The organism is Mesorhizobium sp. WSM4887 (genome assembly GCF_029625865.1).
Lineage (GTDB): Bacteria > Pseudomonadota > Alphaproteobacteria > Rhizobiales > Rhizobiaceae > Mesorhizobium.
In genome coordinates, this window is record NZ_JARTVP010000001.1 from 1,521,445 (window position 1) to 1,547,566 (window position 26,122).

The 26,122-nt window shown below is 64.0% G+C and carries 23 protein-coding genes; 17 read left to right on the forward strand and 6 right to left on the reverse strand.

Going from position 1 to position 26,122, the window contains the following annotated elements:
• Positions 1-70 precede the first annotated feature (70 nt).
• Complete coding sequence (locus tag P9230_RS07290) at positions 71-1,228, reverse strand: GNAT family N-acetyltransferase (protein WP_067326263.1); 1,158 nt, start codon at positions 1,226-1,228, stop codon at positions 71-73.
• Between the two features lie 280 nt (positions 1,229-1,508).
• On the opposite strand from P9230_RS07290, the gene P9230_RS07295 reads away from it, so the two are divergent.
• A complete protein-coding gene (locus tag P9230_RS07295) occupies positions 1,509-2,984 on the forward strand; it encodes a hypothetical protein (RefSeq protein ID WP_067326258.1) in 1,476 nt (491 codons plus the stop codon).
• Here P9230_RS07295 and P9230_RS07300 read toward each other — a convergent pair.
• A complete protein-coding gene (locus P9230_RS07300; RefSeq protein WP_278118099.1) occupies positions 2,970-4,064 on the reverse strand; it encodes a glycosyltransferase family 4 protein in 1,095 nt (364 codons plus the stop codon). The genes P9230_RS07295 and P9230_RS07300 overlap by 15 nt on opposite strands.
• The gene (locus P9230_RS07305) at positions 4,061-5,473 is read right to left on the reverse strand and encodes a lipopolysaccharide biosynthesis protein (protein ID WP_067326253.1); all 1,413 of its coding nucleotides are present in this window, start codon (positions 5,471-5,473) and stop codon (positions 4,061-4,063) included. Before P9230_RS07305 ends, P9230_RS07300 begins: the two co-directional genes overlap by 4 nt.
• Before the next feature lie 238 nt (positions 5,474-5,711).
• On the opposite strand from P9230_RS07305, the gene P9230_RS07310 reads away from it, so the two are divergent.
• The 3 genes from P9230_RS07310 (at position 5,712) to P9230_RS07320 (ending at position 10,573) form a co-directional block, all read left to right on the forward strand.
• Complete coding sequence (locus tag P9230_RS07310; RefSeq protein WP_278118101.1) at positions 5,712-7,862, forward strand: GumC family protein; 2,151 nt, start codon at positions 5,712-5,714, stop codon at positions 7,860-7,862.
• Positions 7,863-7,882: 20 nt separating this feature from the next.
• Positions 7,883-8,989 carry a cellulase family glycosylhydrolase gene (locus P9230_RS07315; protein WP_278118103.1) on the forward strand — a complete coding sequence of 369 codons (1,107 nt, stop codon included), beginning with the start codon at positions 7,883-7,885 and terminating at the stop codon, positions 8,987-8,989.
• A gap of 66 nt (positions 8,990-9,055) precedes the next feature.
• Entirely contained in the window at positions 9,056-10,573 is a 1,518-nt protein-coding gene (locus P9230_RS07320) for a hypothetical protein (protein WP_278118105.1), read from the forward strand.
• 41 nt (positions 10,574-10,614) lie between these two features.
• Here the strand turns inward: P9230_RS07320 and P9230_RS07325 are convergent, their stop codons facing one another.
• Complete coding sequence (locus P9230_RS07325) at positions 10,615-11,499, reverse strand: hypothetical protein (protein WP_278118107.1); 885 nt, start codon at positions 11,497-11,499, stop codon at positions 10,615-10,617.
• A gap of 512 nt (positions 11,500-12,011) precedes the next feature.
• Here P9230_RS07325 and P9230_RS07330 point away from each other — a divergent pair.
• From P9230_RS07330 to P9230_RS07340, 3 genes are read left to right on the forward strand one after another with little or no spacing between them, the layout of a single operon-like run.
• The gene (locus P9230_RS07330; protein WP_127215205.1) at positions 12,012-12,566 is read left to right on the forward strand and encodes a MaoC family dehydratase; all 555 of its coding nucleotides are present in this window, start codon (positions 12,012-12,014) and stop codon (positions 12,564-12,566) included.
• Positions 12,563-13,720 carry a CaiB/BaiF CoA-transferase family protein gene (locus P9230_RS07335; RefSeq protein ID WP_278118109.1) on the forward strand — a complete coding sequence of 386 codons (1,158 nt, stop codon included), beginning with the start codon at positions 12,563-12,565 and terminating at the stop codon, positions 13,718-13,720. The genes P9230_RS07330 and P9230_RS07335 overlap by 4 nt, the downstream gene beginning before the upstream one ends.
• A 14-nt stretch (positions 13,721-13,734) precedes the next feature.
• Entirely contained in the window at positions 13,735-14,856 is a 1,122-nt protein-coding gene (locus P9230_RS07340) for an extracellular solute-binding protein (RefSeq protein WP_067327085.1), read from the forward strand.
• A gap of 25 nt (positions 14,857-14,881) precedes the next feature.
• On the opposite strand, the gene P9230_RS07345 is transcribed toward P9230_RS07340, so the two are convergent.
• Complete coding sequence (locus P9230_RS07345) at positions 14,882-15,718, reverse strand: amidohydrolase (RefSeq protein ID WP_278118111.1); 837 nt, start codon at positions 15,716-15,718, stop codon at positions 14,882-14,884.
• A gap of 120 nt (positions 15,719-15,838) precedes the next feature.
• The gene (locus tag P9230_RS07350; RefSeq protein WP_095781194.1) at positions 15,839-16,624 is read right to left on the reverse strand and encodes an IclR family transcriptional regulator; all 786 of its coding nucleotides are present in this window, start codon (positions 16,622-16,624) and stop codon (positions 15,839-15,841) included.
• A 157-nt stretch (positions 16,625-16,781) separates the two neighbouring features.
• Here P9230_RS07350 and P9230_RS07355 point away from each other — a divergent pair, with 157 nt between their 5' ends.
• From P9230_RS07355 to P9230_RS07400, 10 genes are all read left to right on the forward strand, one after another.
• A complete protein-coding gene (locus P9230_RS07355; protein ID WP_278118112.1) occupies positions 16,782-18,095 on the forward strand; it encodes a sugar ABC transporter substrate-binding protein in 1,314 nt (437 codons plus the stop codon).
• A gap of 106 nt (positions 18,096-18,201) precedes the next feature.
• The gene (locus P9230_RS07360) at positions 18,202-19,098 is read left to right on the forward strand and encodes a sugar ABC transporter permease (protein ID WP_278054618.1); all 897 of its coding nucleotides are present in this window, start codon (positions 18,202-18,204) and stop codon (positions 19,096-19,098) included.
• 2 nt (positions 19,099-19,100) lie between these two features.
• Positions 19,101-19,967 (forward strand): carbohydrate ABC transporter permease, encoded by an 867-nt coding sequence (locus tag P9230_RS07365; RefSeq protein WP_278118114.1) that lies wholly within the window; start codon positions 19,101-19,103, stop codon positions 19,965-19,967.
• Between the two features lie 4 nt (positions 19,968-19,971).
• Entirely contained in the window at positions 19,972-21,069 is a 1,098-nt protein-coding gene (gene ugpC, locus P9230_RS07370; protein WP_278118116.1) for a sn-glycerol-3-phosphate ABC transporter ATP-binding protein UgpC, read from the forward strand.
• 2 nt (positions 21,070-21,071) lie between these two features.
• Entirely contained in the window at positions 21,072-22,193 is a 1,122-nt protein-coding gene (locus tag P9230_RS07375) for a mandelate racemase/muconate lactonizing enzyme family protein (protein ID WP_278118118.1), read from the forward strand.
• A 2-nt stretch (positions 22,194-22,195) separates the two neighbouring features.
• Complete coding sequence (locus P9230_RS07380) at positions 22,196-22,525, forward strand: L-rhamnose mutarotase (RefSeq protein WP_278053754.1); 330 nt, start codon at positions 22,196-22,198, stop codon at positions 22,523-22,525.
• Positions 22,518-23,591 carry a Gfo/Idh/MocA family oxidoreductase gene (locus tag P9230_RS07385; protein ID WP_278054071.1) on the forward strand — a complete coding sequence of 358 codons (1,074 nt, stop codon included), beginning with the start codon at positions 22,518-22,520 and terminating at the stop codon, positions 23,589-23,591. Before P9230_RS07380 ends, P9230_RS07385 begins: the two co-directional genes overlap by 8 nt.
• Before the next feature lie 8 nt (positions 23,592-23,599).
• Positions 23,600-24,052 (forward strand): MaoC/PaaZ C-terminal domain-containing protein, encoded by a 453-nt coding sequence (locus P9230_RS07390; protein WP_095777210.1) that lies wholly within the window; start codon positions 23,600-23,602, stop codon positions 24,050-24,052.
• Between the two features lie 18 nt (positions 24,053-24,070).
• The gene (locus P9230_RS07395) at positions 24,071-24,802 is read left to right on the forward strand and encodes an SDR family oxidoreductase (RefSeq protein ID WP_278118120.1); all 732 of its coding nucleotides are present in this window, start codon (positions 24,071-24,073) and stop codon (positions 24,800-24,802) included.
• Between the two features lie 13 nt (positions 24,803-24,815).
• Positions 24,816-26,093, forward strand: coding sequence for an L-fuconate dehydratase (locus P9230_RS07400; RefSeq protein WP_278118122.1), 1,278 nt, complete (start codon positions 24,816-24,818; stop codon positions 26,091-26,093).
• Positions 26,094-26,122 lie beyond the last annotated feature (29 nt).

Sequence of the window (26,122 nt, forward strand, 5' to 3'; positions counted from 1 at the left end):
AGGACGCTTCGGCATAACCGTGCGCGACCGCCTGAAGCTAGCGTAAGGCGTCCGATCCGACCCGCTTCAACTAGGACGACTCGGCGGCTTCATCGGCAGCCGGCGGCACGATGACAGCCGAAGGCTTGGCCTTCTTGACATGCGCGGCCTCAAGGATATGCCGCGCCAGCGCCTTGGCCGCCGGCAATTTCTGCACCGTCAGATGCGCAGCATAGCCGAGCGGACTGCCTGCGCGGTAGATTTGCCACATCGGTGAAGGCCGGCCACCGAAGACGCGCTTGTAGGGCTCGTCGCCGATGGTGAAATCGAGGTGTTGATCGCCGCGCTCGATGCAATCGCGGGCGATCTGCTCGAACATCAGGCTGCCGATCGACTGCTTCCGGTAGCCGGCCTCGTCGAAACCGCCGAGGATGACCAGGAGCGAGCCGCGGTGCTCGAGCCCGAGCGCGCCGGCGATCGGCTGGCCGTTCATCCAGAATGCATAGGTGCGGGCGAAGCCGCCGCACCCTTCATTGGCCACGGCCAGGTAGAAATCGAAATAGGAAGGCAGCTGCAAAAGGTCGGCCGGACCGTTGCTGCCGTCGAAGCGTTTGCCGCGATAGAGCTTGAGGGCATCGAATGTCGTGCGGACCGCGGCCGGGCCGTCAACGCATTCGAAGCGCGCCTCCCCGATGCGGTTGAGCTGCCGGGATTTCTTGTCCAGCTCCTTGCGATAGGACTGGTCCAGCCGCTGCTCGCGCCAGCCGGCGAATGTCGGCTCCAGCTTGCTGGAATAGGCGCTCATGCCCATGCTGTCGCGCTTGTCGACGCCAAGCAGGCGCTCCATCGCCAGGGAGCGGTCCGCCAGCTTGCCGATGCGCAGGAGATCGTATGGCCGCAGATGCTTGCGGATGGCGGCGACGGTGCGGGCGTCGGCAAGAATGCGGGAGAAGGTCTCCTCGTCGGCGACGGGCGAGACATAGTCCGAAACCCGCATATCCGCGAATTCCACGACCTTCAGCAGCGTGTAGCGGCGCCTCACCAGCGGCAGGACCATCGCGAGCCTTCCGCTCGCACGCACGCGGACGACGATGATCAGTGGCGTGGCGGCGCCTCGCCGCACGAGCCTCTCATAAAGTTGCGCGAGCCAAATCGGATGCTGAAAAGCGGTTGCCGCCGAGCTGGCGAAGAGCTCGGCGTACTCCGTCGAACGGAAATCGAACGCATCCTCGGCAGTGACTTCAAACATGTGATCCGAACCGGCAGGGACAGCGGCTATCCACGACTTCTTACGTTCCAGGTCAAGACCGGTCGCCGCGATTGTTGGAATCTTGGTATATGCCGAAACCGCTAATCTTGCGTTGCATGGCAGGCCGGGCGGACGACCACAACCGCTTCGGGATCGCAAGTCGAAAATCATGCCGAAAAAGTAGAAATCCGGTTTTGCGTGTAACGCCGATGTAAGTATTTTCGGCCAGTCTCTCGTTCCTCATTGATGGAAATCCGAGCAGGACATAGCCGCCCAAGACATGCTGGCGATCGAGGTCATCGTTCCGCAATCGGCGCCCCGCCATTGGCAGCGGCTCGCCATAGAGCGGCTGGAGGCGGACGGCCACGATGTCGCGGTGGCGCATCAGCCCGGGCCGGCGACCTGGCCGGCAGCGGCAAAAGCCGCCTTCCAGTTCGAGCAACGTCTTTTCCGCCGGCGCGGACCCCTTCTCGGCTCCGCGCTGCAAGCAATCCCGGCACGGCCCGGCGGGCGCCCCGCCGCGCTGAGGCTCGATCTTGCCGGCGATGCGGCCTTGTCGAATGTCCCCACCATCGGCCTTCGCTTCGACGGATCCAGCGCCGATCTGTCGGCTGCAATCGCCGTCGCGGCCGGCAGGCTCCCGGTGATCGAGGCCGTGCTCGACAGGAAGACGGTAGTCGGCCAGGCGCGGCCCATGGTCGACAAGCGGGAATCCACCGCACTCGGCACCGAGGACGTGTTCGCCCGCGCCATTACTCTGGTTCAGTCGGTCACCCGCGCGTTCGCGGCGGACCGGCTGCCACGAGAGGCCGTGGCTGAAATCCATGGTCGTGGCGAGCGAGGCGGGTTCACATCCGCCTATCTCGGCGCGGCGCTGCCGCGGCTCGGCCGGGAAGCGCTTCGGCGCGCGCGCTTCCGCCACGCGCATTGGCGTGTCGGCTATCGCTTTACCGATGCCCTGGGCGTCGCCGATACCGGCAAGCTCGGCACCGGCTGGTCGGTGCTGCCGGACCCGGGCGATCATTTCTATGCCGACCCGTTCCCCTTCTGGTGGCAGGGTCAGCCCTTTGTGTTCGTCGAGGACTATCCGCACGCGACCGGAAAGGCGGTCATTTCCGTTGTCCCGTTCGACGCGGATGGCGTTCCTGGCGAGCCTCGGGTCGTGCTGGAGGAGGCTCACCACCTCTCCTACCCGCAGGTATTCGAGCGCGACGGCGCGATCTGGATGCTGCCGGAGGCGAGCGCCGGCGGCAAGCTCACACTCTACCGCGCGTCGGGCTTCCCGGACAGCTGGCTTGCCGAGACCGTGCTGGTCGAAGGCGAGATTTCCGATGCCACCTTGTTCGAGCATGAAGGCATGCTCTGGCTGTTCGCCACGGATCGTGACGGCCATGGAAGCACTTCCGACACGCTGGTGATTTTCTCCGCCCCCGCGCTTGCCGGTCCGTGGCGGCCGCATCCGGCGAACCCGATCCTGATCGACCACCGCATGGCCCGCCCCGGCGGAGCCTTCGTGCGCAATCGCGACGGCCGCGTGCTTCTTCCGGTCCAGGACGGAACGCTGGGCTATGGCGGCGGGCTGGGCCTGTCGAAGCTGCTGGAGCTCAACCAGCAGACGGTGCGGCTGTCGCCGCCGCGGCCGATCGATGCGGCTGGCGACTTTCCTTATCCGAAAATCCACACACTCAATCGGGCCGGGCGCCTGGAAGTGATCGACGGGATCGCCGCCGTGCGCAAGCGGTCAGGCAAGCAGTAGCGCCTCGTAGCCCGCGCACATCCTGGCCGGCGAATACTTATCCCGCAGCCGCCGTCCCGCCTCTGAAAGCCTGGCCTTGGCTTCCGGCCGCGCAAACAGATCGCCAAGGCCCCTGGCCATGCCGGCAGCGTCGGCCTCGACGAAGAGTGCGGCGGGAGAGCCGTCCTCCGCGGTCAGCACCTCGCGCAAGACGTCGAGGTTGCTGGCCACAACCGGCAGCCCGGAAATGGCTGCTTCGACGCAGGCGAGGCCGAAGGTCTCCGTCATCGAGGCAAACGCATAGGCATCCCCGGCCGCGAGGAATTCGAAGATGCGCGTCGGCGGAACCTCGCCCACGAGATGCAGGCGGTCGGCAACGCCGCGGCTTTCGGCAAAGGCGACGAGCGCTTCGCGCTCCGGCCCCGCGCCTGCCAGCGCGAGATGGACGTCGGGCAGTCGATCGAGCGCGCCGACAAGCGCGATCTGGTTCTTCATCCGCGTCAGTCGGCCCGATGATACGGCCAGCCAAACGTCCTGCGGCAGGCCGAAGGCGGCGCGCGCCGCTGCCTTGTCGAATTCCTCGCCCGGCGCGGGTACGCCGTGATCGATGCGACGCATGCGCCGCCGATAGGAGCGCGGATAGCGATCGAACTGCGCTTGAGTCCAGCCGGAATTGACGACATTCGCCTGGTAAAGGCCGACCGTGCCCATCAGCTTGTCGATTTGGGAGAGCAGCCCCATGACGCCCATGCTTTGCGGGGCGCCGCTTTGGTTTGCGACGATGTGCCTGACGCCGGCCAGCCGAGCGCCGATCGTGCCGAAGATATTGCCATAGTGTTGGTAAGTGATGACTGCGTCGGGGCGTGCCGCGCGCAGATATCGCGCCAAGCCGACGGTCGCCCGGATCTGCCCGGGCAATCCGCGCGGTCTGTCCGTCAGGACGAAATCCACATTGGGATCGCGGTCATAGGCTTCGGTCTTGCGGTACATGAAGACGGTGCGCACCTCGTGCCCGCGCGCCCGCAAGCCCTCGCCCACCATGTCGGAGATGCGCTGCGCCCCCGCTGCTTCCGCCTGGGTCTGCACTTGGACGATCTTCACGTGCGCCCCTTCAGGAGGGCATGAGGCACCAGCCCGATCCTGTCCAGGGACAAGCCGAGGATCGACGGGTTGATGCCGATTCTGCGCCGGGCGATCAATACCCCGAAAGCCGTCCATGCGATGACGGTTCCGGCAATGCTGAGGGCCGCTCCTATGGACCCGAGGTAGTAAGTTGCCACGGCCGTCACGCAAAGTCCGACAACGTTGACGATGACCAGCACCTTGAAGAGCGCATGCTGCAGACCCGTCAACTGCAACAGGACTTCGATCGGGCCGCAAGCGGTGCCGAACGTCGCCCCGATGCCGAAGATGACGAGCGTCGCCCTCATGGTCGGCGTCGCATAGGCCGGATTGAAGATGGACAGGATGAAGTCGCCGAATATCCAGAAGGACGCCAGCACGCACAGCGCAATGGCCGAGCCGCCAAGCGCGGCGAGGCTGGTGATGCGCTGCACGTGAGCCCTGTCGCCGCTGTAGAAGGCCGCCGATATCTGCGGCGCCAGCGCCTGGTTGATGCCGTTGAGGGCAAGGGTCACGAAGCGCGTGGTCCGGTCCGCCACGAAGATCGCGCCTGCCGCCTCTGGCCCCAGGATCATCGCCACGAGCAGGGTGCTGACCTGGCCGAGCGCGGGCGGCAGCGAGGTGACGCCCCACAGGCCAAGCGTCACCGTCTTGAATTCCTGCTTTTGCCCTTCCGTGAGACCACCGCGATCTGCCCGCGCCGTGTCGCGCAACAGCACAATTGTTTGCGGGACGACCGACAGGATGAGCAGCAGCGCCGTCAGATATGTCGCCGCGATCGCATCGATCTTCACTTGCATGAAGTGCAGCGCCGCAACGGCGGCGATTGTCGCCGCGCGCCAAATGATGTCCCGCGGCAGCAGGCCCGATATCAGCGCGTTCTTGGCCCGGAAGGCGCCCGAGGTAAACTCCGACCAGCCGAGCGAGAACGACAGCACCGCCGCCGCCACGCATAGCGGCAGCCATTCCGGCGTTCCCCTGCCGACGAAGGGCAGGAATCCCACCACGATGATGAGCAGGCTGGTGCCGACAAGCCCGGCCAGCGCCACGAGAATGGCACGCGCCATCAGCCCGTGAGCCGAGCCGAGATCGCCCAGCCCGGCATATTGAGGCCAGAACCTGAGCACGGTGCTCTGCTGGCCCACCGAAGCGAAGAAGGAAACCAGGCTCGCGCCGGCATAGGTAGCGCTGTAAAGACCGAACTCGCGTTCGTTCGTCACCATCGCCACGGCCACGAACATCAGGAAGGACAGGCCCGCGCTGGCAAGCTTGATGATGCCGGCCACGGCGCCGCTCTTGGCAAGCGCCGTGACCGACATGCGCATGTCGGTCGCCGGGCTGGCCCCTGCCCCGGGGGCGGCCTCGCGGTTCCCTTTAGTGTCCTTCAACCTCGCCTCCTGAGACGATCGGCGATGGGCTACCCGCACCTACGACGACGCTCAAAACCCGATCCTGCATAAGCAAAATGCCGCAACCGCGCCAGCGCGAACGCTTCGCATGGTTACCGGCATCGCCAGCGCCGAGCGCATCGTCACGCCGCCAAGCTTAACGGATGGCTAACGATAATCCTTAATACTGTGGAGACGAGTGAGGTCGTGAAGTCGCGGCTCTCGACGAGGAAAATCGATGAAGCCAGCCAGTATCGACGAGCGCACTCTTACGCCGTTGTTCGACATAGGTGCAGTGTGGGCCATCCTTTGGACGCGACGCGTGATGGTGCTTGCCATCGCCGGCGCGGCAGTGCTGCTGGCGCTCTCCTATCTTGCGGTGACCAAACCAAGCTATACCGCAACGGCCTCGATACTGATCGACCCCCGCGACACGCGCGCGACCAATTTCAACAACGTGCTTCCGGGGATCGGCTCCGACAGCGCCGCTATCGCCAGCCAAGTCTTCGTCATCCTGTCGCCAGACCTGCTCGGCGCCGTCTTCAAAAGCCAGAAGCTCGACAGCGATCCGGAATTCGCCGGCGGCGGCCTTGCTTCACGTCTGTTCGGAGCCGGCGCCAGCGCGCCGCAGGACGCCGCCTTCAAGCGCTTCCAGAGCAAGGTTTCTGTCGAGCGCGAAGGGCTGACCTACGTCATCAATGTCAGCTTCACGTCGCCGTCGCCGGAAAAGGCCGCGCGCATCGCCAATGCCATCGTCGATCAGTACCGGGCAGGCCTGGTGGGAGAACGCGAGAGCGCCAACAGCGACGTGAATACGCTGCTCACGGACAGGATCTCCGGCCTGCAAAAGGACGTCAGCGACGCCGAGCGGACGGTCGAAGACTTCAAGACGAAACACAATATCGTCAATTCGACGGACGGCGGCACGCTGCAGTCGCAGCTCGATCAGCTGACGACGCAGCTGATCGCCGCCCAGGGCGACGCCGACCAGGCCAAGGACCGCTACAATCAGGCGCTGGCTGCGGGCAGTTCGCCGGCCGGGCTCGCCAAGCTTGCGGATATTCTTACCTCCACCTCGGCCATCAAATTGCGCGACGACTACAACCAGCGCGCCACCGAGCTTGCCAGCCTGCAAACCATGTACGGGCCGCGCCACCCGACCATCGGGCGGCTGCAGTCCGAGCTGGAGCGGTTGAAGCGGCTGATGTCCGCCGAGGCGGATCGCATAAGGCAGCAGTTGAAGGCCAGCTATGATCTCGCCGTGCAGAATGTCGGCAAGCTGCAGGACAAGCTCGAAGCCCTGCGCCAACAGTCGACGAACTCGAACATCGCGCAGGTACAGCTGCGGCAGCTGGAATCGAAAGCCCAGGCGGCGCGCGCCGTGCTCGACGACTATCTCAAGCGTGCACAGGAAACGTCGCAGATGCAGGGCGTGCAGACTTCCGAAGCGCGCAAGATCGGCGTGGCTTCGCCGCCTGTCCAGCCGACATGGCCGAAGCCGGTCCTGCTTCTCTTGGTGAGCGCCGTTCTGGGGCTCCTCGCCGGATGCGGCCTCGCTCTGGCGCTTGGTCCGGTCCCGCAGCCGCAAGAGGACCCGCAGGCGCCGAAGGCGGCCGTGCCGGAGCCGGTCGTGGACCGTAAGGACAGCGCGCCGGTCAGCCCCCGGCCATTGCCGATGCCAGCCAATTTCGGCGAGTACCGTCTGCCCGGCGTCGCCGGTGGGACCGCCTACTCAAACATCAAGGCGATCAGGAAACAGCTCTTCCAGACCGGAAACGAAACGCTGTCGCTCGCCGTCCTGAAGATCATGCGGCAGATGGTCTTGCACCTGAACGACCACGGCAAACCGTTCGTCATCCTCGTGTCTTCGATCCACAGCAGTTTCGAGGCAAGGATTGCGGGCGCGATGCTGGGCATCGGAATGCAACGAGCCGATCAGAACGTGCTGATGGTGGAAATTGGCGATCGTCTGTCCAGCGCGACGACAGACGGAGCCGGTTTGTTCATCGATGGCGCGACCGGTCTGCAGACTGTCGTGTGCAGCTCAGTGGCGGAAAAAAGTCCTGGCGTTGCCGATCGCAACTCGTTCCGTGGCATTCTGGCCGAAGCCGGGAGCGCGTTCGATTTCGTCGTCGTGATCGCGCCCTCGCTCAATGAGAACGGCTGGAATCCGGAGCTCTTCGCCAAAGCCGATCTTGCGCTTCTGGCGCTCAGCCCCTCCGAGCAGCCTTCGGAAGCCGCCAGGCTGCTCGCGCAAAAATTCGGTGCCGGCCAGATCGGCCGCAGTGCCACTCTTGTCGTCGCGGCGGAAAGCGCGCGGCCAGCCACGGCGATCGACAGTCCGCGAGCGGCCGGCGAGCAGCGCCGCAGCGCCACCGTTCCGGGCTAGACCGTGGAGGCGGTGCATCGATGACATCGCCGCCCAAGGTGTCGAGGCGACAGGCGCTGGCCTTTGCCGCCGGAGCCGTTTTCGCCGCCTCCCCTCTGCCGCAATCCGCTGCGCTCGCGACGGCCGGCCAAGTTCCGTCGCGCGGCTTCAACCTTCCCGGATGGCTCGACCGAAACGATGGGCTTGCTCCCGCCACGGCCACGCTTGAGAAGCTGCGCCAATCAGGCTTCGAAACGATCCGGCTGCCGGTCAACGGCGATCTCGTCTCCAGCGGCGACCCGGCAACGCTTCGCCGCATCCAGAACGGGATCAGGGATCTTGTCGGGCTGGGCTTTTCGGTCCTCCTCGACATGCATCCTTCTGGCGAGCTTGTAGGAGTTTTTCGAAACGATCCCGAGGCGGCTGCAGGAAGAGTGCTTCAGGCCTGGACGGCGTTGCGTGCCGTCGTTGCCGATCTGCCTGCGGAGTGGGTCTATCCCGAGCTGCTGAACGAGCCACCGATGGAACGGAGCGCCTGGCTGGCGCTGCGGGAACGGATCGCCGCGGCGCTGCGGGCGAAATGTCCGCGCCACACGCTGGTCTGGGGACCGGCACGGTTTCAGGGCATCTGGGAAATCGCCGACGCGCCGCCGCTCGCCGACGACAACCAGATTGCCGCCGTTCACTATTACGCCCCCTTGGCCTTCACCCACCAGTGCGAGACCTGGGATGCCTCGCCGCTCGCCCGCATCGCGGACCTGCCCTTTCCCGCAAGCAAGGGAATGGCCCAGGTGAGCCGGCTTATTTCCAAACTGCGGTCGGCCGGCGACGAAGAAGCCGCCAGCCTCGTTGAAGAGGAATTGTCGGCGCCTTGGACGGCCGCGCGGATCGGCTCCGATTTTGCCGATCTGGCGCGCTGGTCCACCACCAACGGCTGCCCGGTCATGCTGAACGAATTCGGTGTGCTCAACTTCTGCGTGGATGCCGAAAGCCGCGCCTCCTGGGTGCGCGCCGTGCGCAAGGCGGCTGAAGCGAACCATGTGGCATGGACCTATTGGGAGCTCGATCAGGGCTTCGGCTTCATCAGGAGCAGGCAGAGCGTCGAGGGCTTCGACGGCTCGATGATTGCCGCGCTCCTTGGAGGTTAGGCCGGAAATGGACGACAGGCGCCATCTACGCTTGCTGGGACAAGTGACGAGCGGAGCGGATCAGCGATGAGCACGATGCAGGTCTCTTCGCCCGTCAGACTGGGTTTGCCGGGCAGGGATACGCCCGAAACCTTGCTGCATGTCGGCACGGCCTTGCTTGTCGTTGCGCTCGCCGTCTCCGCATTTGCCGTGTGGACGCCGTTCGGGATTGCCGCAACATTCGTGCTGACGCTGATCGTTTCGAACGCGATGCCGGCGGGCGTTCCGGTGCTGATCATCTGCGCCTTTCTCTTTCAGAACCTCGTGGTCGCCTGGTTCACCCCCTACATTCCCGACAACGACACGTTCGACGCGCTGCGCGGCACCAACTTCATCATCCTGATGACAGCGTTCGGCATTTTCCTGGCCGCCTCATTTCAGTACCGCGTCCGCGCGCTGACCGAGTTGCGCCCGTGGCTGCTGCTGAGCATGGTCCTGTGCGGAACGATTTGTTTCTATTTCGCTCTCGGCGTCGTGCATGGCGACCCCAAGGACGCGGTCGTCTATTTCCGCAACACGATCACGCCGCTCGCCTGCTTCCACGTCGCGGTCCTCGCCGCCAGCCTTTATCCCGTCGATCTGCGCAAGAGCATGCTGTGGCTCGGCGCCGGCGCGATCGTCTATGGCTATGCGGAACTGACCTTCACCATGGATTTCCTCGGACTGTTCCACGGCGACCAATATGTCGAGCGCAGCATCTCGCGGCAGGTCGAGACCGGCGTGTGGGAAAAAGCGCTTCAGGAAACCGGTTTCGTTTACCGTGGGATCGAAGACGTGATGACCACGACCTTCTTCAACACGCCCCTGTTCAACGACATCCTGCCAAGCGTCTTCCGTATCGGCGGCCCGAACTTCCATCCGATCAGCTATGCTTACGCCTTAAGCATCATTTCGGCCTGGCTGCTCTTCAAAGGACGATGGGTGCTGCCTCTCGCGGCTCTGCCGCTGCTGCTCGTCATCGGCTCCAAGGGCGCGACCTTCATGCTTTTCGTCGCAATTGCCGTGCGGCTAATCTACAGTCCCTCCCGCGCCGGTCTGGCGCTCATGGCCGCGATGGCCCTGGCCGTGGTCTGGACGACGGCGGCGATCGGCTATGGCGCCACCCATGGCGACTATCACGTCCTCGGTCTGATTGCCGGCATGCGCGATTTCCTGGCCGATCCGCTCGGCCAGGGCTTGGGTCTCGGCGGCAACCTGTCGAGCACCAGCATCAATCTCAACTGGCAAACCGCCCAGGCCGAAGGCGCCGCCTCCGTGCCGGTCGAGAGCGCGGTCGGTGTCATGCTTTACCAGATGGGCGTGGGGAGCCTCGTCTTCTTCGGCTTCCTGGCGGCGCTGGCCGTGGCATTGCGACGGCAGCTTATCCAGACCGGCGACCCGGATTTCCTGTTCGGCTTTGTCGGCATCGTCACCATTTCGGCCAATGCCGTATTACAGGAGGAGGCTTTCTACTCCCCTCTTGCCCTCGCCTTCTGTCTGCTGCTCGTGGGCGTCTCGCAGGGAACACGCTGGCGCATGGCGGCAAGAGCCGAAGCGGCGGACTGACTTCGGATCGGCTGGGCTCCAGACCGGCTTCACGATTTCGTTCAGGAACCGAACAGCACCATTTCGGTGAACGTCAGGTCTCCCGGAGAAGGCGATTTCGGACCCTTGAAATACTTGATCCCCTTGTTCGGAAAATACCTGCCGGACAGACCGGGAACCGGGCCCATCGCATCGACGAGGCAAAGCAGCTGTCCGCGCCGCAGGAGAAAGCGGCCTACGACCCCGGCGCACCTGACCAGATCCGCGTGGGATCGGCAGTAGACGACCTGGCAGCACGACACGAGCCCATGCAATATCCGGCGCGGCTTCAGCACAAGCGGCAACGCCAGACCGTCGCAGACGCAGATCAGCGAAAGACAGCCCAACGCGGCGTGCTCGAGCAATATGTATCTTTCGTTGTCGGTGAGTTCAGCCATTTCGGCGAGGTCCGCATGGGCTTCCAACACCCGGTCCGGACGCGGCATACCATTCAGAATGGGCAAGAAGGCGATCTGTCCGCCGGAAAACAGGCGAAAACCGAAGGCTTTGTTGAGCCTCACTGTCCCGGGCGATGGAGAAATATTGGTGTAGACCACATCCTTGCGCAGGGTAACCGTCGCGATCATCCGGCTGGCATAGGGCCGGAATTCCGCGTCCACGGACCAGCTCGAGAGATTGCAGCGGATTTCATCGCCTTCCAGGCTTCTGTGCTTGGCATAGAGCGTAAGCACCGCGCCGACGATCCGGCCCGACTTCTCCAGGACGAACCCATATCGCGGAAAATCGACGACCGCTGGCCGCTGCGCCAGGCGGGTCAGCGCTTCTATCCAATAGCTCCTGCTGCGCTCCGGAAACCCCCGGTGCAGGCAATCCGCCACGCCTCCCCAATCCCTCTCGTCGAAGGGCCGGCAACCGATACCGGGAGGGAATGCGCCGAGAACCGCCATAATCGACTCAAGAAAAAGGCACCAAATATGTCGAGGTCCGGGTTATCCTGACGATCGATTACTAACGAATTACACCGCTATCGAAGCTAATTTTATTGGCCGGATTTGACGGGATCGTGCAGTGCTCCTCCGCCTACAATTGATCGTCGCATTACCCTTAGGCGGGTTACAATTGTAGAATTGACTAAAACAATCATTGGTTTTGTATGATTCGGGCCGGTGGCGGTCCTTCCTGGCAGAAGCGCCTCGCCATCCCGGCCGGCACAGCGGCGTTCGCCGTGACCCGGAAGTCCGCTGGCAACTGCCGGAAGTAGCCGCGCCTGGCGCTGTGCCTGCTGCATCCAAGGCAACTCCGAGTTCGATCGTGCAGGCAAAATTTCACCTGACCGGCTTGTGCGCAAATCTCATATGTGAATATAGTATTCACAAAAGAAGATTTGGAGGATCGATCGCGTCCGACTCCGGCTTGCCGGAGCGGTGCGGCCATTCTCCCGGAGCGGACGAACAGCGCAATGACCAGCTTCCCGCCCACCGTCGGCGTCGCTTCGACCTGCCCTGCCGACATGCCGCCCGATCACGCCTTGCTGCCGGTATGGAATGCCGAAAACTGGTTCTATGAAGATTGGCCAATCGGCCAGAAAATCCGCTCGCTCCGGCGCACTATGGCCGAAGGCGACAGTCATCTCTTCAACACCCTGGTGCTCGACATCCACCCTTATGTGCAGGACCAGATGTTCGCCGAGCGCGAAGGTATCTTCGGCAAGCGCCTCGTGGCGGGCGCGTTCGTTTTCTCGGCCGGGCTCGGTCTAGTCGCCACCAACTGCGTCAATGCCTTTTCCTACGGCTATGACAAGCTCCGCTTCATAAAGCCGGTCTTCATCGGCGACACCATCTATTCGATCCGCACCAACATGGAAAAGAAGCCCCGCTACAAGGAAATGGGGCTGATCCGCGCCAGCTATGAAGTGTTCAAGGGCGAAGGCGAGCTGGTGCTCTACTGCGAGCATCTGCAGACGGTGAAATACAAGGACCCGGCCGACTTCGCCGGCAAGACGGAGAAGCAATGATGGCCGCCGACCTGCCGCTGTCCGGCCTTGTCGTCGTCGACATGAGCCAGTTCCTGTCGGGACCTTACTGCTCGCTGAGGCTCCTCGACCTCGGTGCCCGCGTCATCAAGATCGAGCGGCCCGATGGTGGCGACCTGTCGCGCCGGCTCTATCTCAGCGACACCGAGATCGGTGGTGATTCCACCATCTTCCACGCCATCAACCGTGCCAAGGAAAGCTTTGCGATCGATCTGAAGAACGAGGATGACCTTAAAGCGCTGCGCGGGCTGCTCGCCAAGGCCGACGTGCTGATCCAGAACTTCCGGCCCGGCGTCATCGAGCGGCTCGGCCTCGATTACGAGCATGTGCGGACGCTCAATCCGCGCCTGGTCTACGCCTCGATCAGCGGCTATGGCGAGGAAGGCCCGTGGGTAAAGCGTCCGGGTCAGGACCTGCTTGCCCAGGCGCGCTCCGGCGTCATGTGGCTGAACGGCGACGAAGATCAGGGTCCGGTGCCGTTCGGCCTGGCAATCGCCGACATGCTGGCCGGCGCCGCCTGTGCGCAAGGCATCCTTGCAGCACTGGTCCGGCGCGGCACCACCGGCGCGGGCGGCCATATCGAGACCAGCCTCTTCGAAGCGCTGATCGACCTCCAGTTCGAGGTGCTGACGACGCATCTCAATGACGGCCGGCGGCTGCCGCGCCGTTCGTCGTTCCATAGCGCCCACGCCTATCTGGCGGCGCCCTACGGAGTCTATCCGGCCAAGGACGGCTTCCTGGCGATCGCCATGACGCCGATCCCGAAGCTCGCCGACCTGCTCGAGATCGAGGCGCTGGCGCCCTATCGCGACCAGCCGGCGACCTGGTTCACGGCGCGCGACGAGATCAAGGCGATCATCGCGCAGCGCATCGCGCAGAAGTCGGTCGACGAATGGCTGGCGATCCTCGAGCCCGCCGACATCTGGTGCGCGAAGGTGCTGAACTGGAAAGAGGTGCTGGAAAGCGACGGCTTCAAGGCGCTCGACCTGCTGCAGACCGTGACGCGCGAGGACGGTGTTTCGATCGACACCACCCGGTCACCGCTCAGGATCGACGGCATGCGTGCCAAAGTCGAGCATGCGGCGCCGCGCGTCGGCGAGCACAGCGAAAAAATCCGCAAGGAGTTCGGCCTGTGACGACACTCAAGGGCATGACCTGGAACCATCCGCGCGGCTATGATCCGATGGTCGCCTGCTCCCGGCTTTGGCGGGAAAAGACCGGCGTCTCTATCGAGTGGGAGAAGCGCTCGCTGCAGGACTTCGAGTCCTTCTCTGTCGAAGAACTCGCCCGCGCCTACGACCTGATCGTCATCGATCATCCGCATGTCGGCCAGATCACCGCCGAGAAGTGCCTGGCCCCGCTCGACGTGCCCGGCCGCGAGGCGGAGCGCGAAGCGCTGGCGAAGGCAAGCGTCGGCCGGTCCTATCCGAGCTACACTTGGCAGGACCGGCAATGGGCCTTTCCGATCGACGCCGCGACGCAGGTGCAGGCCTGGCGACCCGATTTGATAGACGCCGCGCCGAAGATCTGGACCGAAGTGCTGGAGCTTGCCCAGCGGGGCCGCGTGCTCTTGCCGCTCAGGCCGCCGCACTCGCTGATGTGCTTCTTCACGCTTGCCGCCGATCTCGGCCGGCCATGTGCAGTCGAAAGCCCGAGCGATCTGATCGATCCCGATACCGGCGAGACCGTCTTCGAAATGCTGCGTGAGATCGCGGCACTCCTCGATCCCGAGTGCCTGACGATGGATCCGATTGCGGTGTTCGAAAAGATGGCCGAGGCCGGCTCGCGCATCGCCTGCGCGCCGCTGATCTATGGCTACGTGCCCTATGCCACTGCAGGCTTCCGGCCGAACCGGCTCTTCTTTTGCGACATGCCGACTGTGGGCGGCAACGGCCCGGTCGGCTCCGCGCTCGGCGGCACCGGCATCGCCGTCTCGGCCTTTTCCGCTGCCGGCGAGGAAGCGATCGACTTCGCCTACTGGATCGCCAGCGGCGACGTGCAGCGCGGCCTCTATGCCGCCGCCGGCGGCCAGCCCGGCCATGCCGCCGCCTGGGAGGACGAAGCCGTCAATGCCGCGACGGGCGACTTCTACCGCGGCACGCGGGCGACGCTGGAAGGCGCCTGGGTGCGCCCGCGCCACGACGGCTACATGGCGTTTCAGCAGGCGGCGTCCGATCGCCTCAACGAGGGTCTTGCCGGCCGGCAGGACGCCCCCCGCGTCGTCGCCGACATCAATCGCCTGTTCCGGCAGAGCTTCGCGGCGCCCGGCTAATACAGTCGGGCATCGGCCTTGCGGCTCACAGCCGCCAGAGCTTCTTCGCGTTGCCGGAGAGCAGTTTCGCGCGCTCGGTTTCGCTCGCCCCGGCAAGGAGCGCGTGCGTCGCCGCTACCCAGCCGAGCAGCCCGCCACCGAGCGTGCAGACCGGCCAGTCGCTGCCCCACACGACGCGATCCCAGCCGAAGCTGCCGATCGTGTGCTCGACATAACGCCGCAGGGTCTCGACGGTCCAGCTCGCCGGATCGGCATAGGCGACGACGCCGGAGATCTTGCCGACGACATTGGGGCGCCGGGCGATCTCGGCGATCTGCTCGCGCCAGGGATGCTCGGCCTTGCCCCGGATGTCGGGCACGCCGCAATGATCGAGGACGAATTGCACGTCTGGCGCCAGATCGACCAGCGCGATCGCTTGGCTCATCTGTTGCGGCAGGACGCAAAGATCGAAGGTCAGCCCGCTGCCGGCGATGCGCCTGATGTTCTCGCGGAACAGGGCGCCCTCGGAGACGTCGTCGGGCACGACATGCAGCACGCGGCGGAATCCTTTGACAAATGGATCGGCCTTCACCTTGTCCAGCCAGGCGGCGAAGCCAGGTTCTTCCGGCCGGCACGACACGATCGCGCCCCGCACCAGGCTGCCCGGCTTCTTCGACAGTCCTTCGACAAGGGCTGTCTCAGCCTCGATATCTGCCGGGTGGACGTCGACCTCCATATGGAGCGCCAATTCTATGCCCGCGCGGCGCGCCTCGGTGGCGTATTCGTCGTGGGAAAAATCGCGGTCGAGGGCCGGCACGCCGGAGAGCCATGGATAGCGTAGCGCCGCCCTGTCGATGAGATGCAGGTGGGTATCGACGATCATGGCTTCCTCCCTTGTCGCGCTATCCACGTGGCCCGAATTGCGCAGCGGCTTTTGCGCAAACGACATGCTTCAGACATGGACTCGATTATCTCACCGGAGAATTCGCCATTCAAATAAGAATTATTCCTTTGACCTGACATCCGACCCGGCGAGTTGCGACAGGCGGGCCGCTGCTGCCTGGAGCAGCGTGATGGTCCTGGTGATATCGGGCGCTGCCGGCGCGTTGACCAGAGTGATATAGGGTATGGTGAGCGCGGCGATGCCGTGCCCGTCGGAACCGAGCACCGGCGCCGACAGATTGTAGACGCCGGCGGTCTGCAGCGAAGCCATCATCTCGTAGCCACGATCGCGCACCTGGTCAAGGCGGGCGAAGAAGTCGGGCGACAACTTCATCTCCTCGTTGCTGCGCAAATGCTCGGCGATCATCATCTCGCGCTCTTCCGGCGAGCGGAAGGCCAGCAGCACATGTCCCGAGCCGGTGTCGAACAGGCTGATATGCGAGCCGACGCGGATCGAGATGCCCCAGTATCGCGGCGCTTCCTGCTGGGCAATGACCACGGCGCTGCCACGGTCGAACACGACGAGCTGGTTTGCCTGCCAGGAGGTCTCGGCCAGCTCGCGCATGATCGAGGTGGCGTAGGAGACCAGCCTGCGCACCGGTGCATGCAGCTGGCCAAGCCCGAACAGCTTCAGAGTCAGCGAATAGCGGTCGCCGTCTGGCCGGGTGACGTAGCCGCGTTTCACCAGACGGTCGAGCATCCGGTAAAATTCGTTCGGGCTGCGGTCGAGCCGCTTGGCGATCTCGGCCTGGGTCAGGCCGCCATCGACGCTGGCGAGCAGTTCCAGAATGTCCAGCCCCTTGTCCAGTGCCGGCGCGCGATAGCGGTCTTCCTCGTCGTCCTGCACCCGATGCCCTCTGGGTGAATTGTGATCTTCATATACGCAAGACAGCCTTCATAGGGAAGAAGTTTCGGCTTGACGACTTATGAATAATTTGTTTGCATATGAATGAAGCATGGAGCTTCAGCCATGACGGCCTGCGGCCGTTCCAGGGAGGATATTCATGAACAGACTGCTTTCCGGCGTCGCCGCCGGCGCATTGCTCATGGCATCGGGTGCGGTCTTTGCGGCCGACCTGCCGGGCAAGTTCACCGGCGTCACGATCGACGCCAAGCTGATCGGCGGCCAGCAATACGAAAAACTCTACGCGCGCATCGGCGAGTGGGAGAAGGCGACCGGCGCCAAGGTCAACGTCATCTCCAAGAAGAACCACTTCGATCTCGACAAGGAGATCAAGTCAGACATCGCCTCCAACTCGATCACCTGGTGCGTCGGCTCCAACCACACCTCGTTCGCCCCGCAATATCCGGGCATCTACACCGACCTCGCCAAGCTGCTGCCGAAGGAGGAGATCGACGCTTTCGTCCCGGCCAACATCGCTGCCGGCACGCTCGACGGCAAGCTGGTAATGCTGCCGCGCGCGCAGTTCGACGTCTCGGCGCTCTACTACCAGAAGAGCCTCTACCAGGACGAAGCCAAGAAGAAGGCCTACAAGGAGAAATACGGCGAGGAGCTCGCCCCGCCGGACACCTTCGACGAGATGGCTCAGCAGGCGGAATTCTTCGCCAGCCCGCCCGACTTCTACGGCACGCAATATGCCGGCAAGGAAGAGGCGATCAACGGCCGCTTCTACGAGATGCTGATCGCCGACGGCGGCGAATATCTCGACAAGGATGGTAAGCCGGCCTTCAACTCCGAGGCCGGCGTCAAGGCGCTCGACTGGTTCGTCAAGCTCTACAAGGCTAAGGCTGTGCCCGCCGGCACGACCAACTATTTGTGGGACGATCTCGGCCAGGGGTTCGCGTCCGGCACGGTGGCGCTCAACCTCGACTGGCCGGGCTGGGCTGGCTTCTTCAACGACCCGAAGTCGTCCAAGGTCGCCGGCAATGTCGGCGTCAAGGTGCAGCCGAAGGGCTCATCCGGCAAGCGCTCGGGCTGGTCCGGCGCGCATGGCTTCTCGGTGACCGAAAGCTGCGCCAACAAGGAGGCCGCCGCCTCCCTCGTCTGGTGGCTGACCAACGAGGATAGCCAGAAGCTGGAAGCCGCGGCCGGCCCGCTGCCCACCCGCACCAAGGTGTGGGAATGGGACCTCGAGCAGGCCAAGTCCGATCCTTACAAAACCGAAGTGCTGCAGGCCTTCCAGGAAGCCGCCAAGAACGCCTTCCCGGTGCCGCAGACGCCGGAATGGATCGAGATCTCCAACGCGGTCTATCCCGAACTTCAGGCAGCCATCCTCGGCGACAAGACCTCCAAGCAGGCGCTCGACGACGCTGCCGCCAAGGCGACGCAGATCCTCGAGGACGCCGGCAAGCTCTAAGGACTATCCTCCCAGCGGCGCCGGTCTTCGCGACCGGCGCCGCTTTGACCGAGGCGGCCGCCCTGCGATTGGATCGCCGGCCGTGCAAACAATTTTGGGACTTTGCATGAGGGCCAAGCGGCTTTCCGCGCCAACGCTTCTTCTGCTGCCGGCCGTCCTCGTTCTGGCGGCCGTGGTGGTCGTGCCGCTCTGCCTGTCATTCTATTCGAGCTTCACGCCGTTCAGGCTGACGCGGCCGGAAACCTTCTTCACCTTCATCGGCCTGCGCAACTATCGCAACATTCTGTCCGACGCGAATTTCTGGTGGGCCTTCGGCCGCACCGTGCTCCTGCTCACCATCGCGCTCAATCTCGAAATGCTACTCGGTCTCGGCCTCGCGTTGCTGGTCGAGAAGGCGAGCCGCGGCCAGCGGCTGCTGCGCACCATCATGATGTTCCCGATGATGTTCTCGCCGATCCTGGTCGGCTTCCAGTTCAAGTTCATGTTCAACGACAACATCGGCCTGGTGAACAACGCGCTGCAGTCGCTAGGCATCACGCGGGACGCCATCCCCTGGCTGATCGAAGGCCATCTCGCCTTCATCGCCATTTCAGTCGCGGAGATCTGGTCGTCGACCTCGATCTTCGCGATCCTGATCCTCGCCGGCCTGCTCGCCATGCCGAAGGAGCCGGTCGAAGCGGCGCGCGTCGACGGCTGCACGCCGTGGCAAACCTTCCGCTATGTGACCTGGCCCTTCATCATGCCCTTCGCCTATATCGCCATGACCATCCGCTCGCTCGACGTTGCGCGCGCCTACGACATCGTCAAGATCATGACCGATGGCGGCCCGGCCGGTCGCACGGAACTGTTGTGGACGCTGGTTGCGCGCACCGCATACAGTGACGCGCGCATGGGCGTGGCCAATGCGATGGCCTATTTTTCGATCCTGCTGTCGATCGTCTTCACCGTCTATTTCTTCAAGAAGCTCGCAGCGGCGCGGACCCAGATCGGCGCGGAGTGGTGAGGATGGACGCCAACGCATCCGCCCGTCTGCAGCGCCGCGCCGGCGTCGTCGCCCACCGCGTCGGCCTGTTCCTCGCCATGCTTTTGATCTGCCTGCCCGGCATCTGGATCGTGCTGTCCTCGCTACGGCCGACGGTCGAGATCCTGGCCAAGCCGCCGGTCTGGATCCCGCAGCAGGTCTCGCTCGATGCCTATGTCGCCATGTTCAGCGGTGTCGGCAAGGGCGGCATCCCCGTCTTCGACTATTTCCGCAATTCCCTGATCATCTCGGTGACCTCGACCGTCATTGCCATCGCGATCGGCATGGCCGGCGGCTACGCTTTCGCGCGCTACCGGTTTCGTGGCAAGTCGGCGATGTTCCTCGGCCTTATGCTGACCCGCACCGTGCCTGGCATCGCGCTGTCGCTGCCGCTGTTTTTCATCTATGCGCGGCTCGACATCATCGACACGCATTTCGGCCTGATCCTCGCCTATGTCGCGCTCAATGTGCCGTTCACCATCTGGCTGATCGACGGCTTCTTCCGCCAGGTGCCGAAGGATCTCGCCGAGGCCGCGCAAATCGACGGCTGCACGCGCTGGCAGGCCTTCTGGCAGGTCGAGTTTCCACTCGCCGGGCCAGGCATCGCGTCGGCCGGCATCTTCGCCTTCCTTACCTCCTGGAACGAATTCGCGCTCGCCTCGCAGCTGACGCGCTCGATCAATTCCAAGACGCTCCCCGTCGGGCTGCTCGACTACACCGCCGAATTCACCATCGACTGGCGCGGCATGTGCGCGCTGGCGGTGGTGATGATCATCCCGGCGCTGCTCCTTACCTTCATCGTCCAGAAACACCTCGTCGGGGGCCTGACTTCCGGCGCGGTGAAAGGTTGATCCGATGGCGATTGTCTCGCTCAAGAAACTGACCAAGCATTACGGCAATATGGAGATCGTGCACGGCATCGATCTCGATGTCGCCGACCGCGAATTCATCGCGCTAGTCGGGCCGTCCGGCTGCGGCAAGTCGACCACGCTGCGCATGATCGCCGGGCTGGAAGACATCTCCGGCGGCACGATCGAGATCGGCGACCGCATCGTCAACGATCTGCCGCCGCGTTCGCGCAACATCTCGATGGTGTTCCAATCCTACGCGCTTTATCCGCACATGACGGTCCGCGAAAATCTCGGCTTCTCGCTGAAGATCGCCGGCGCGCCCAAGGAAGAGATGGACCGTCGCGTGGCCGAGGCCTCGGCCATTCTCGGCCTCGACGCGCTGCTCGAGCGCCGCCCCTCCCAGCTTTCCGGCGGCCAGCGCCAGCGCGTCGCCATGGGCCGCGCCATCGTGCGCGATCCGGACGTCTTCCTGTTCGACGAGCCGCTCAGCAATCTCGACGCCAAGCTGCGCACGCAGATGCGCACCGAGATCAAGAAGCTGCACGCCAAGGTGAAGTCCACGGTTATCTACGTTACCCACGACCAGGTCGAGGCGATGACGCTCGCCGACCGCATCGTCATCATGCGCGACGGCAACATCGAGCAGGTCGGCACGCCGGACGAGGTCTTCCAGCGGCCGGCGACACGCTTCGTGGCGGGCTTCATCGGCTCGCCGCCGATGAACCTGCAGGAGGCGACCGTGGACGACGGCAAGATCGTCTTTTCCGGCGGACAGAGCCTGCCGCTGCCCGGCCGCTTCAAGGCCAAGGTGAACGCCGGCGACAAGGTAGTGTTCGGCCTGCGTCCCGATGACCTCTACCCCGTGGGCCACGGCCTGCATTCGGGCGATGCCGCTGACGTCCACGAGATCGAGCTGCCGGTGACGGTGACCGAGCCGCTCGGCAACGAGACGCTGGTGTTCGCCGAATTCGACCGCCGCGACTGGGTTTCGCGGATGCTGAACCCGAGGCCATTGCGGGCGGGCGATCGCGTGGCGATGAGCTTCGACCTGTCGCAGGCGCATCTCTTTTCCGCGGAAACCGGCAAATCCTTGAGGGCCTGACGATGGCGAAGATCGAGAAAGTCGAGCTTGCAATGGTTGATCTGGTGCCGAAGGTGAAGCGCACCGACGCCATCCAGAGTTTCGTCAGCCAGGAGACGCCGATCGTCACCATCACCGACGTCGACGGGGCGGTCGGCATCGGCTACAGCTACACGATCGGCACCGGCGGCTCTTCGGTGATGCGGCTTCTGGCCGACCACCTCGCGCCGCGCCTGATCGGTGAGGATGCCGACCGGATCGAGGCGATCTGGCACGATCTCGAATTCGCCACGCACGCCACCACCATCGGCGCTATCACGGCCATCGCGCTCGCCGCCATCGACACTGCGCTCTGGGACCTTCGGGCGAAGAAGCAGAAGCTGCCGCTCTGGAAGCTCGCCGGCGGCGCCAAGGACCGCTGTCCGCTTTACACCACCGAAGGCGGCTGGCTGCACATCGAGACTGAAGCGCTTGTCGAAGATGCGCTGGCCGCCAAGGCGAAAGGCTTTACCGGCTCGAAGGTCAAGATCGGCAAGCCGCACGGCGCCGAGGATTTTGCCCGGTTGTCGGCCGTGCGCAAGGCGGTCGGCGACGGCTATGAGATCATGACCGACTGCAACCAGGGTTTTACCGTCGACGAAGCCATCCGGCGCGCCGAGCGGCTGCGCGATCTCGATCTCGCCTGGATGGAGGAGCCGCTGCCGGCCGACGACATAGACGGCCATGTGCGGCTATCGAATTCGACGGCGACGCCTATCGCCGTCGGCGAGTCGCTCTATTCGATCCGCCATTTCCGCGAATATATGCAGAAGGGCGGCTGCAGCATCGTCCAGGTCGATGTCGGCCGCATCGGCGGCATCACGCCCTGGCTGAAGGTGGCGCATATGGCGGAAGCCTTCGACATGCCGATCTGCCCGCATTTCCTGATGGAACTGCATGTCAGCCTGGCCTGCGCGGTGCCGAACGGCAAATATGTGGAATATATTCCGCAGCTGGATGAGTTGACGGGCAAGAAGATGTTGATCGAAAACGGCCACGCCCTGGCGCCGGACGAGCCGGGCCTCGGCATCGACTGGGATTTCGATGCGATCAAGGCGCTGAGCGTCGTCGAATTCAGCGTCACCGTCACGGAGCGGAGGAACTGAGAATGCAGCGAATGGGCATGGTGCTTGGCCTGAAGCCGGAAAAGGTCGAGGAATATGTGCGCCTGCACGCCACCGTCTGGCCGGACGTGCTCGAGATGATCTCCGCCTGCAACATCAAGAACTACTCGATCTACCTCAAGCGGCCGGAGAACCTGCTGTTCTCCTATTTCGAGTATCACGGCACCGACTACGCCGCCGACATGGCCAAGATGGCCGCCGATCCGAAGACCCAGGAATGGTGGTCGGTCTGCATGCCATGCCAGGAACCCTTGCCGACAAGGCAGGAGGGCGAGTGGTGGGCGACGATGGATGAAGTCTTCCACCATGACTGATGCCTTCGATCCCGCCTCGCTGGCGCAATCCTGGCCGATGCCTGCAAAGCCGCGTCCGATCGTCACCTTCGGCGCCGGCTCGATCGTTGGCGATGCGCATTTCCCGGCCTATCGCAAGGCTGGTTTTCCAGTGGTGGGTCTCTACGATCCGGACCAGGCCAAGGCTCGGAAACTGGCCGAACAATGGGGCGTGACGGCATTCGGCTCGGTGGACGAAGCGGCTGCCGTCAAGGATGCGATCTTCGATCTCGCAACGCCGCCCGGCCGGCACGCCGAGGTGCTGAAGGCCCTGCCCGACGACGCGGTCGCATTGATCCAGAAGCCGATGGGCAACTACCTTGGCGAGGCAACCGAGATCCTTGAAATCTGTCGCGCCAAGAAGCTCAAGGCTGCAGTGAATTTCCAGCTTCGCTTTGCGCCGATGATGCTGGCGCTGAAGGACGCGATCGCCAAGGGCTGGCTTGGCGAGGTCGTCGACTTCGATGCCTGGCTGGCGCTCGCAACGCCGTGGCAGCTCTGGGAATTCCTGCTTACGGCGCCGCGTGTCGAGATCGCCATGCATTCGATCCACTATCTCGACCTGATCCGGCAGCTTCTCGGCGACCCGAAGGGCGTGCATGCCAAGACGCTCGGCAATCCCAATCACAAGGTAGCGCAGACCCGGACAAGCGCCATCCTCGACTATGGCGACACGGTGCGCTGCGCGCTCTCGATCAACCACGATCATAAGTTCGGACGGCGGCATCAGGCCTGCGAGTTCCGTATCTGCGGCACCGAGGGCGCCGCCTACGTCAAGCTTGGCCTCAATCTCGACTATCCGCGCGGTGAGCCCGACGTGCTGGAAATCCATCCTAAAGGCGGCTCCGATTGGGTCGGCGTGCCGCTCACCGGCGAATGGTTCCCCGACGCCTTTGTCGGGCGCATGGCCAATGTGCAGCGCTTCGCCTCCGGGGAAGACAAAGAGCTGGTCAGCTCCGTCGAAGATGCCTGGAACACCATGGCACTGGTGGAAGCCGCCTATCGTTCGAGCGCCGCGCCGGCGACGCCGCTCACCGCAAAACCGTAAGGAACGGCATGGAACAGGTCACCTATTTCGACGACTACGAGATCGGCTCGTCGCGGCTGACCAGCGGCCGCACCATCACCGAGACCGACTTTGTCGTCCATGCCGGCCACACCGGCGATTTCTTTCCGCACCACATGGACGCCGAGTTCATGAAGACGACGCCCTTCGGCCAGCGCATCGCGCATGGCACGCTGGTGTTCTCGGTCGGCGTCGGCCTGACCGCGAGCGTCATCAACCCGGTCGCCTTCTCCTACGGTTATGACAGGCTGCGCTTCATCAAGCCGGTCTTTATCGGCGACACGATCCGCACGCGCACGACGATCGCCGCGAAGGAAGACGATCCGAAGCGGCCGGACTCCGGGCGCGTCATCGAACGCGTCGAGGTTTTGAACCAGCGCGACGAAGTCGTGCTGGCCGCCGATCACATCTATATCGTCGAGCGGCGCCCCCGGCTCGGCTGAAGACGGAGACAAAACAACATGGCTGATCTGACAGGCAAGGTGGTGGTCGTAACGGCCGCTGCGCAAGGCATCGGCCGGGCTAGCGCGTTGGCTTTCGCCAAGGCTGGCGCGATCGTCCACGCCACCGACATCAATGAAGCGGCGCTGGCCGATCTCGGCGGCCACAAAGGCATCGTCAGTCGCAAGCTCGACGTGCTGAACGACGACGCCGTGAAGGCCGCCTTCGCCAAAATCGGCCGCGTCGATGTGCTGTTCAACTGCGCCGGCTTCGTCCACTCCGGCTCGATCGTGGAGATGAAGGACGAGGACCTCGACTTCGCGTTCAACCTCAATGTGCGCGCCATGATCCGCACCATCCGCGCCGTGCTGCCCGGCATGCTGGAGCGCGGCGATGGGGCGATCATCAACATGTCCTCGGTCGCCGGCGCCCCGAAAGGCGTGCCGAACCGCTTCGCCTATGGCGTGACCAAGGCGGCCGTGATCGGGCTGACCAAGTCGATCGCCGCCGACTATGTCGGCAAAGGCATTCGCTGCAACGCGATCTGCCCCGGCACGGTGGAGAGCCCCTCGCTCGAAAGCCGCATGCGGGCGCAGGGCGACTATGAGGCCGCCCGTGCCGCCTTCATCTCCCGCCAGCCGATGGGAAGGCTGGGCACGGCGGAGGAGATCGCCGATCTTGCCGTCTATCTCGCCGGCGCCACCTATACCACCGGGCAGGCCTATAATATCGACGGCGGCTGGTCGATCTGATGAGGCACCGAGCATGACCCGCATTACCGATCTTCGCGTCTTCGATCTGCGCTTCCCGACGTCGCAGAGCCTCGACGGGTCGGACGCGATGAATCCGGACCCCGATTATTCGGCCGCCTATGTCATCCTCGACACCGATAGCGAGGGGCTTAGCGGCCACGGGCTCACCTTCACCATCGGCCGCGGCAACGAGATCTGCTGCGCGGCGATCGAGGCGCTGCGCCATCTTGTTGTCGGGATCGACTTGGACTGGGTCAAGCAAGATCCCAGCCGCTTCTGGCATCACGTGACCGGCGACAGCCAGTTGCGCTGGATCGGCCCGGACAAGGGCGCCATGCACCTCGCCGTCGGCGCGGTTGTCAATGCGGTCTGGGATCTTTGGGCCAAGGAAGCCGGCAAGCCGGTCTGGCGCCTTGTCGCCGAGATGAGCCCGGAAGAGATCGTGCGCATCGTCGACTTCCGCTATCTCACCGATGCGATCACGCCGGCCGAAGCGCTGGAGATCCTGAGGAAGGCCGAGGCCGGCAAGGCCGAGCGCATCGCCAGCCTCCAGCGCGAAGGCTATGCCTGCTATACCACATCGGCCGGCTGGCTCGGCTATCCCGACGACAAGCTGAGGCGCCTCTGCCAGGAAGCAGTCGACGAGGGGTTCAATCACATCAAGCTGAAGGTGGGCCGCGACCGCGCCGACGACATCCGCCGTCTCAGGATCGCCCGCGAGGTGATCGGTCCGGACCGTTACCTGATGATCGACGCGAACCAGGTCTGGGAAGTCGACCAGGCGATCGACTGGCTGCGCGATCTTGCCTTCGCCAAGCCCTTCTTCATTGAGGAGCCGACCAGCCCGGACGATGTCGCCGGCCATGCCAAGATCCGCAAGGCGGTGGCGCCGATCAAGGTTGCGACCGGCGAGATGAGCCAGAACCGCATCATGTTCAAGCAGTTCATCGCCGGCGGCGCGATCGACGTCGTGCAGATCGATTCCTGCCGCATGGGCGGCCTGAACGAGGTGCTGGCCGTGCTTTTGATCGCCGCCAAGTTCGGCTTGCCGGTCTGGCCGCATGCCGGCGGCGTCGGCCTGTGCGAATATGTCCAGCATCTGTCGATGATCGACTATATCGCGGTGTCGGGCACCAAGGATGGACGGGTGATCGAGTATGTCGATCACCTGCACGAGCATTTCCTCGAGCCCTGTGTCATTGAGAATGCGGCCTACATGCCGCCGACGGCGCCGGGCTTCTCGATCGAGATGAAGCCGGACTCGATTGCCGCCTACCTATTCCACAGTTGAATGCGAGCCGTAACGCAGGTGGCCTTGGC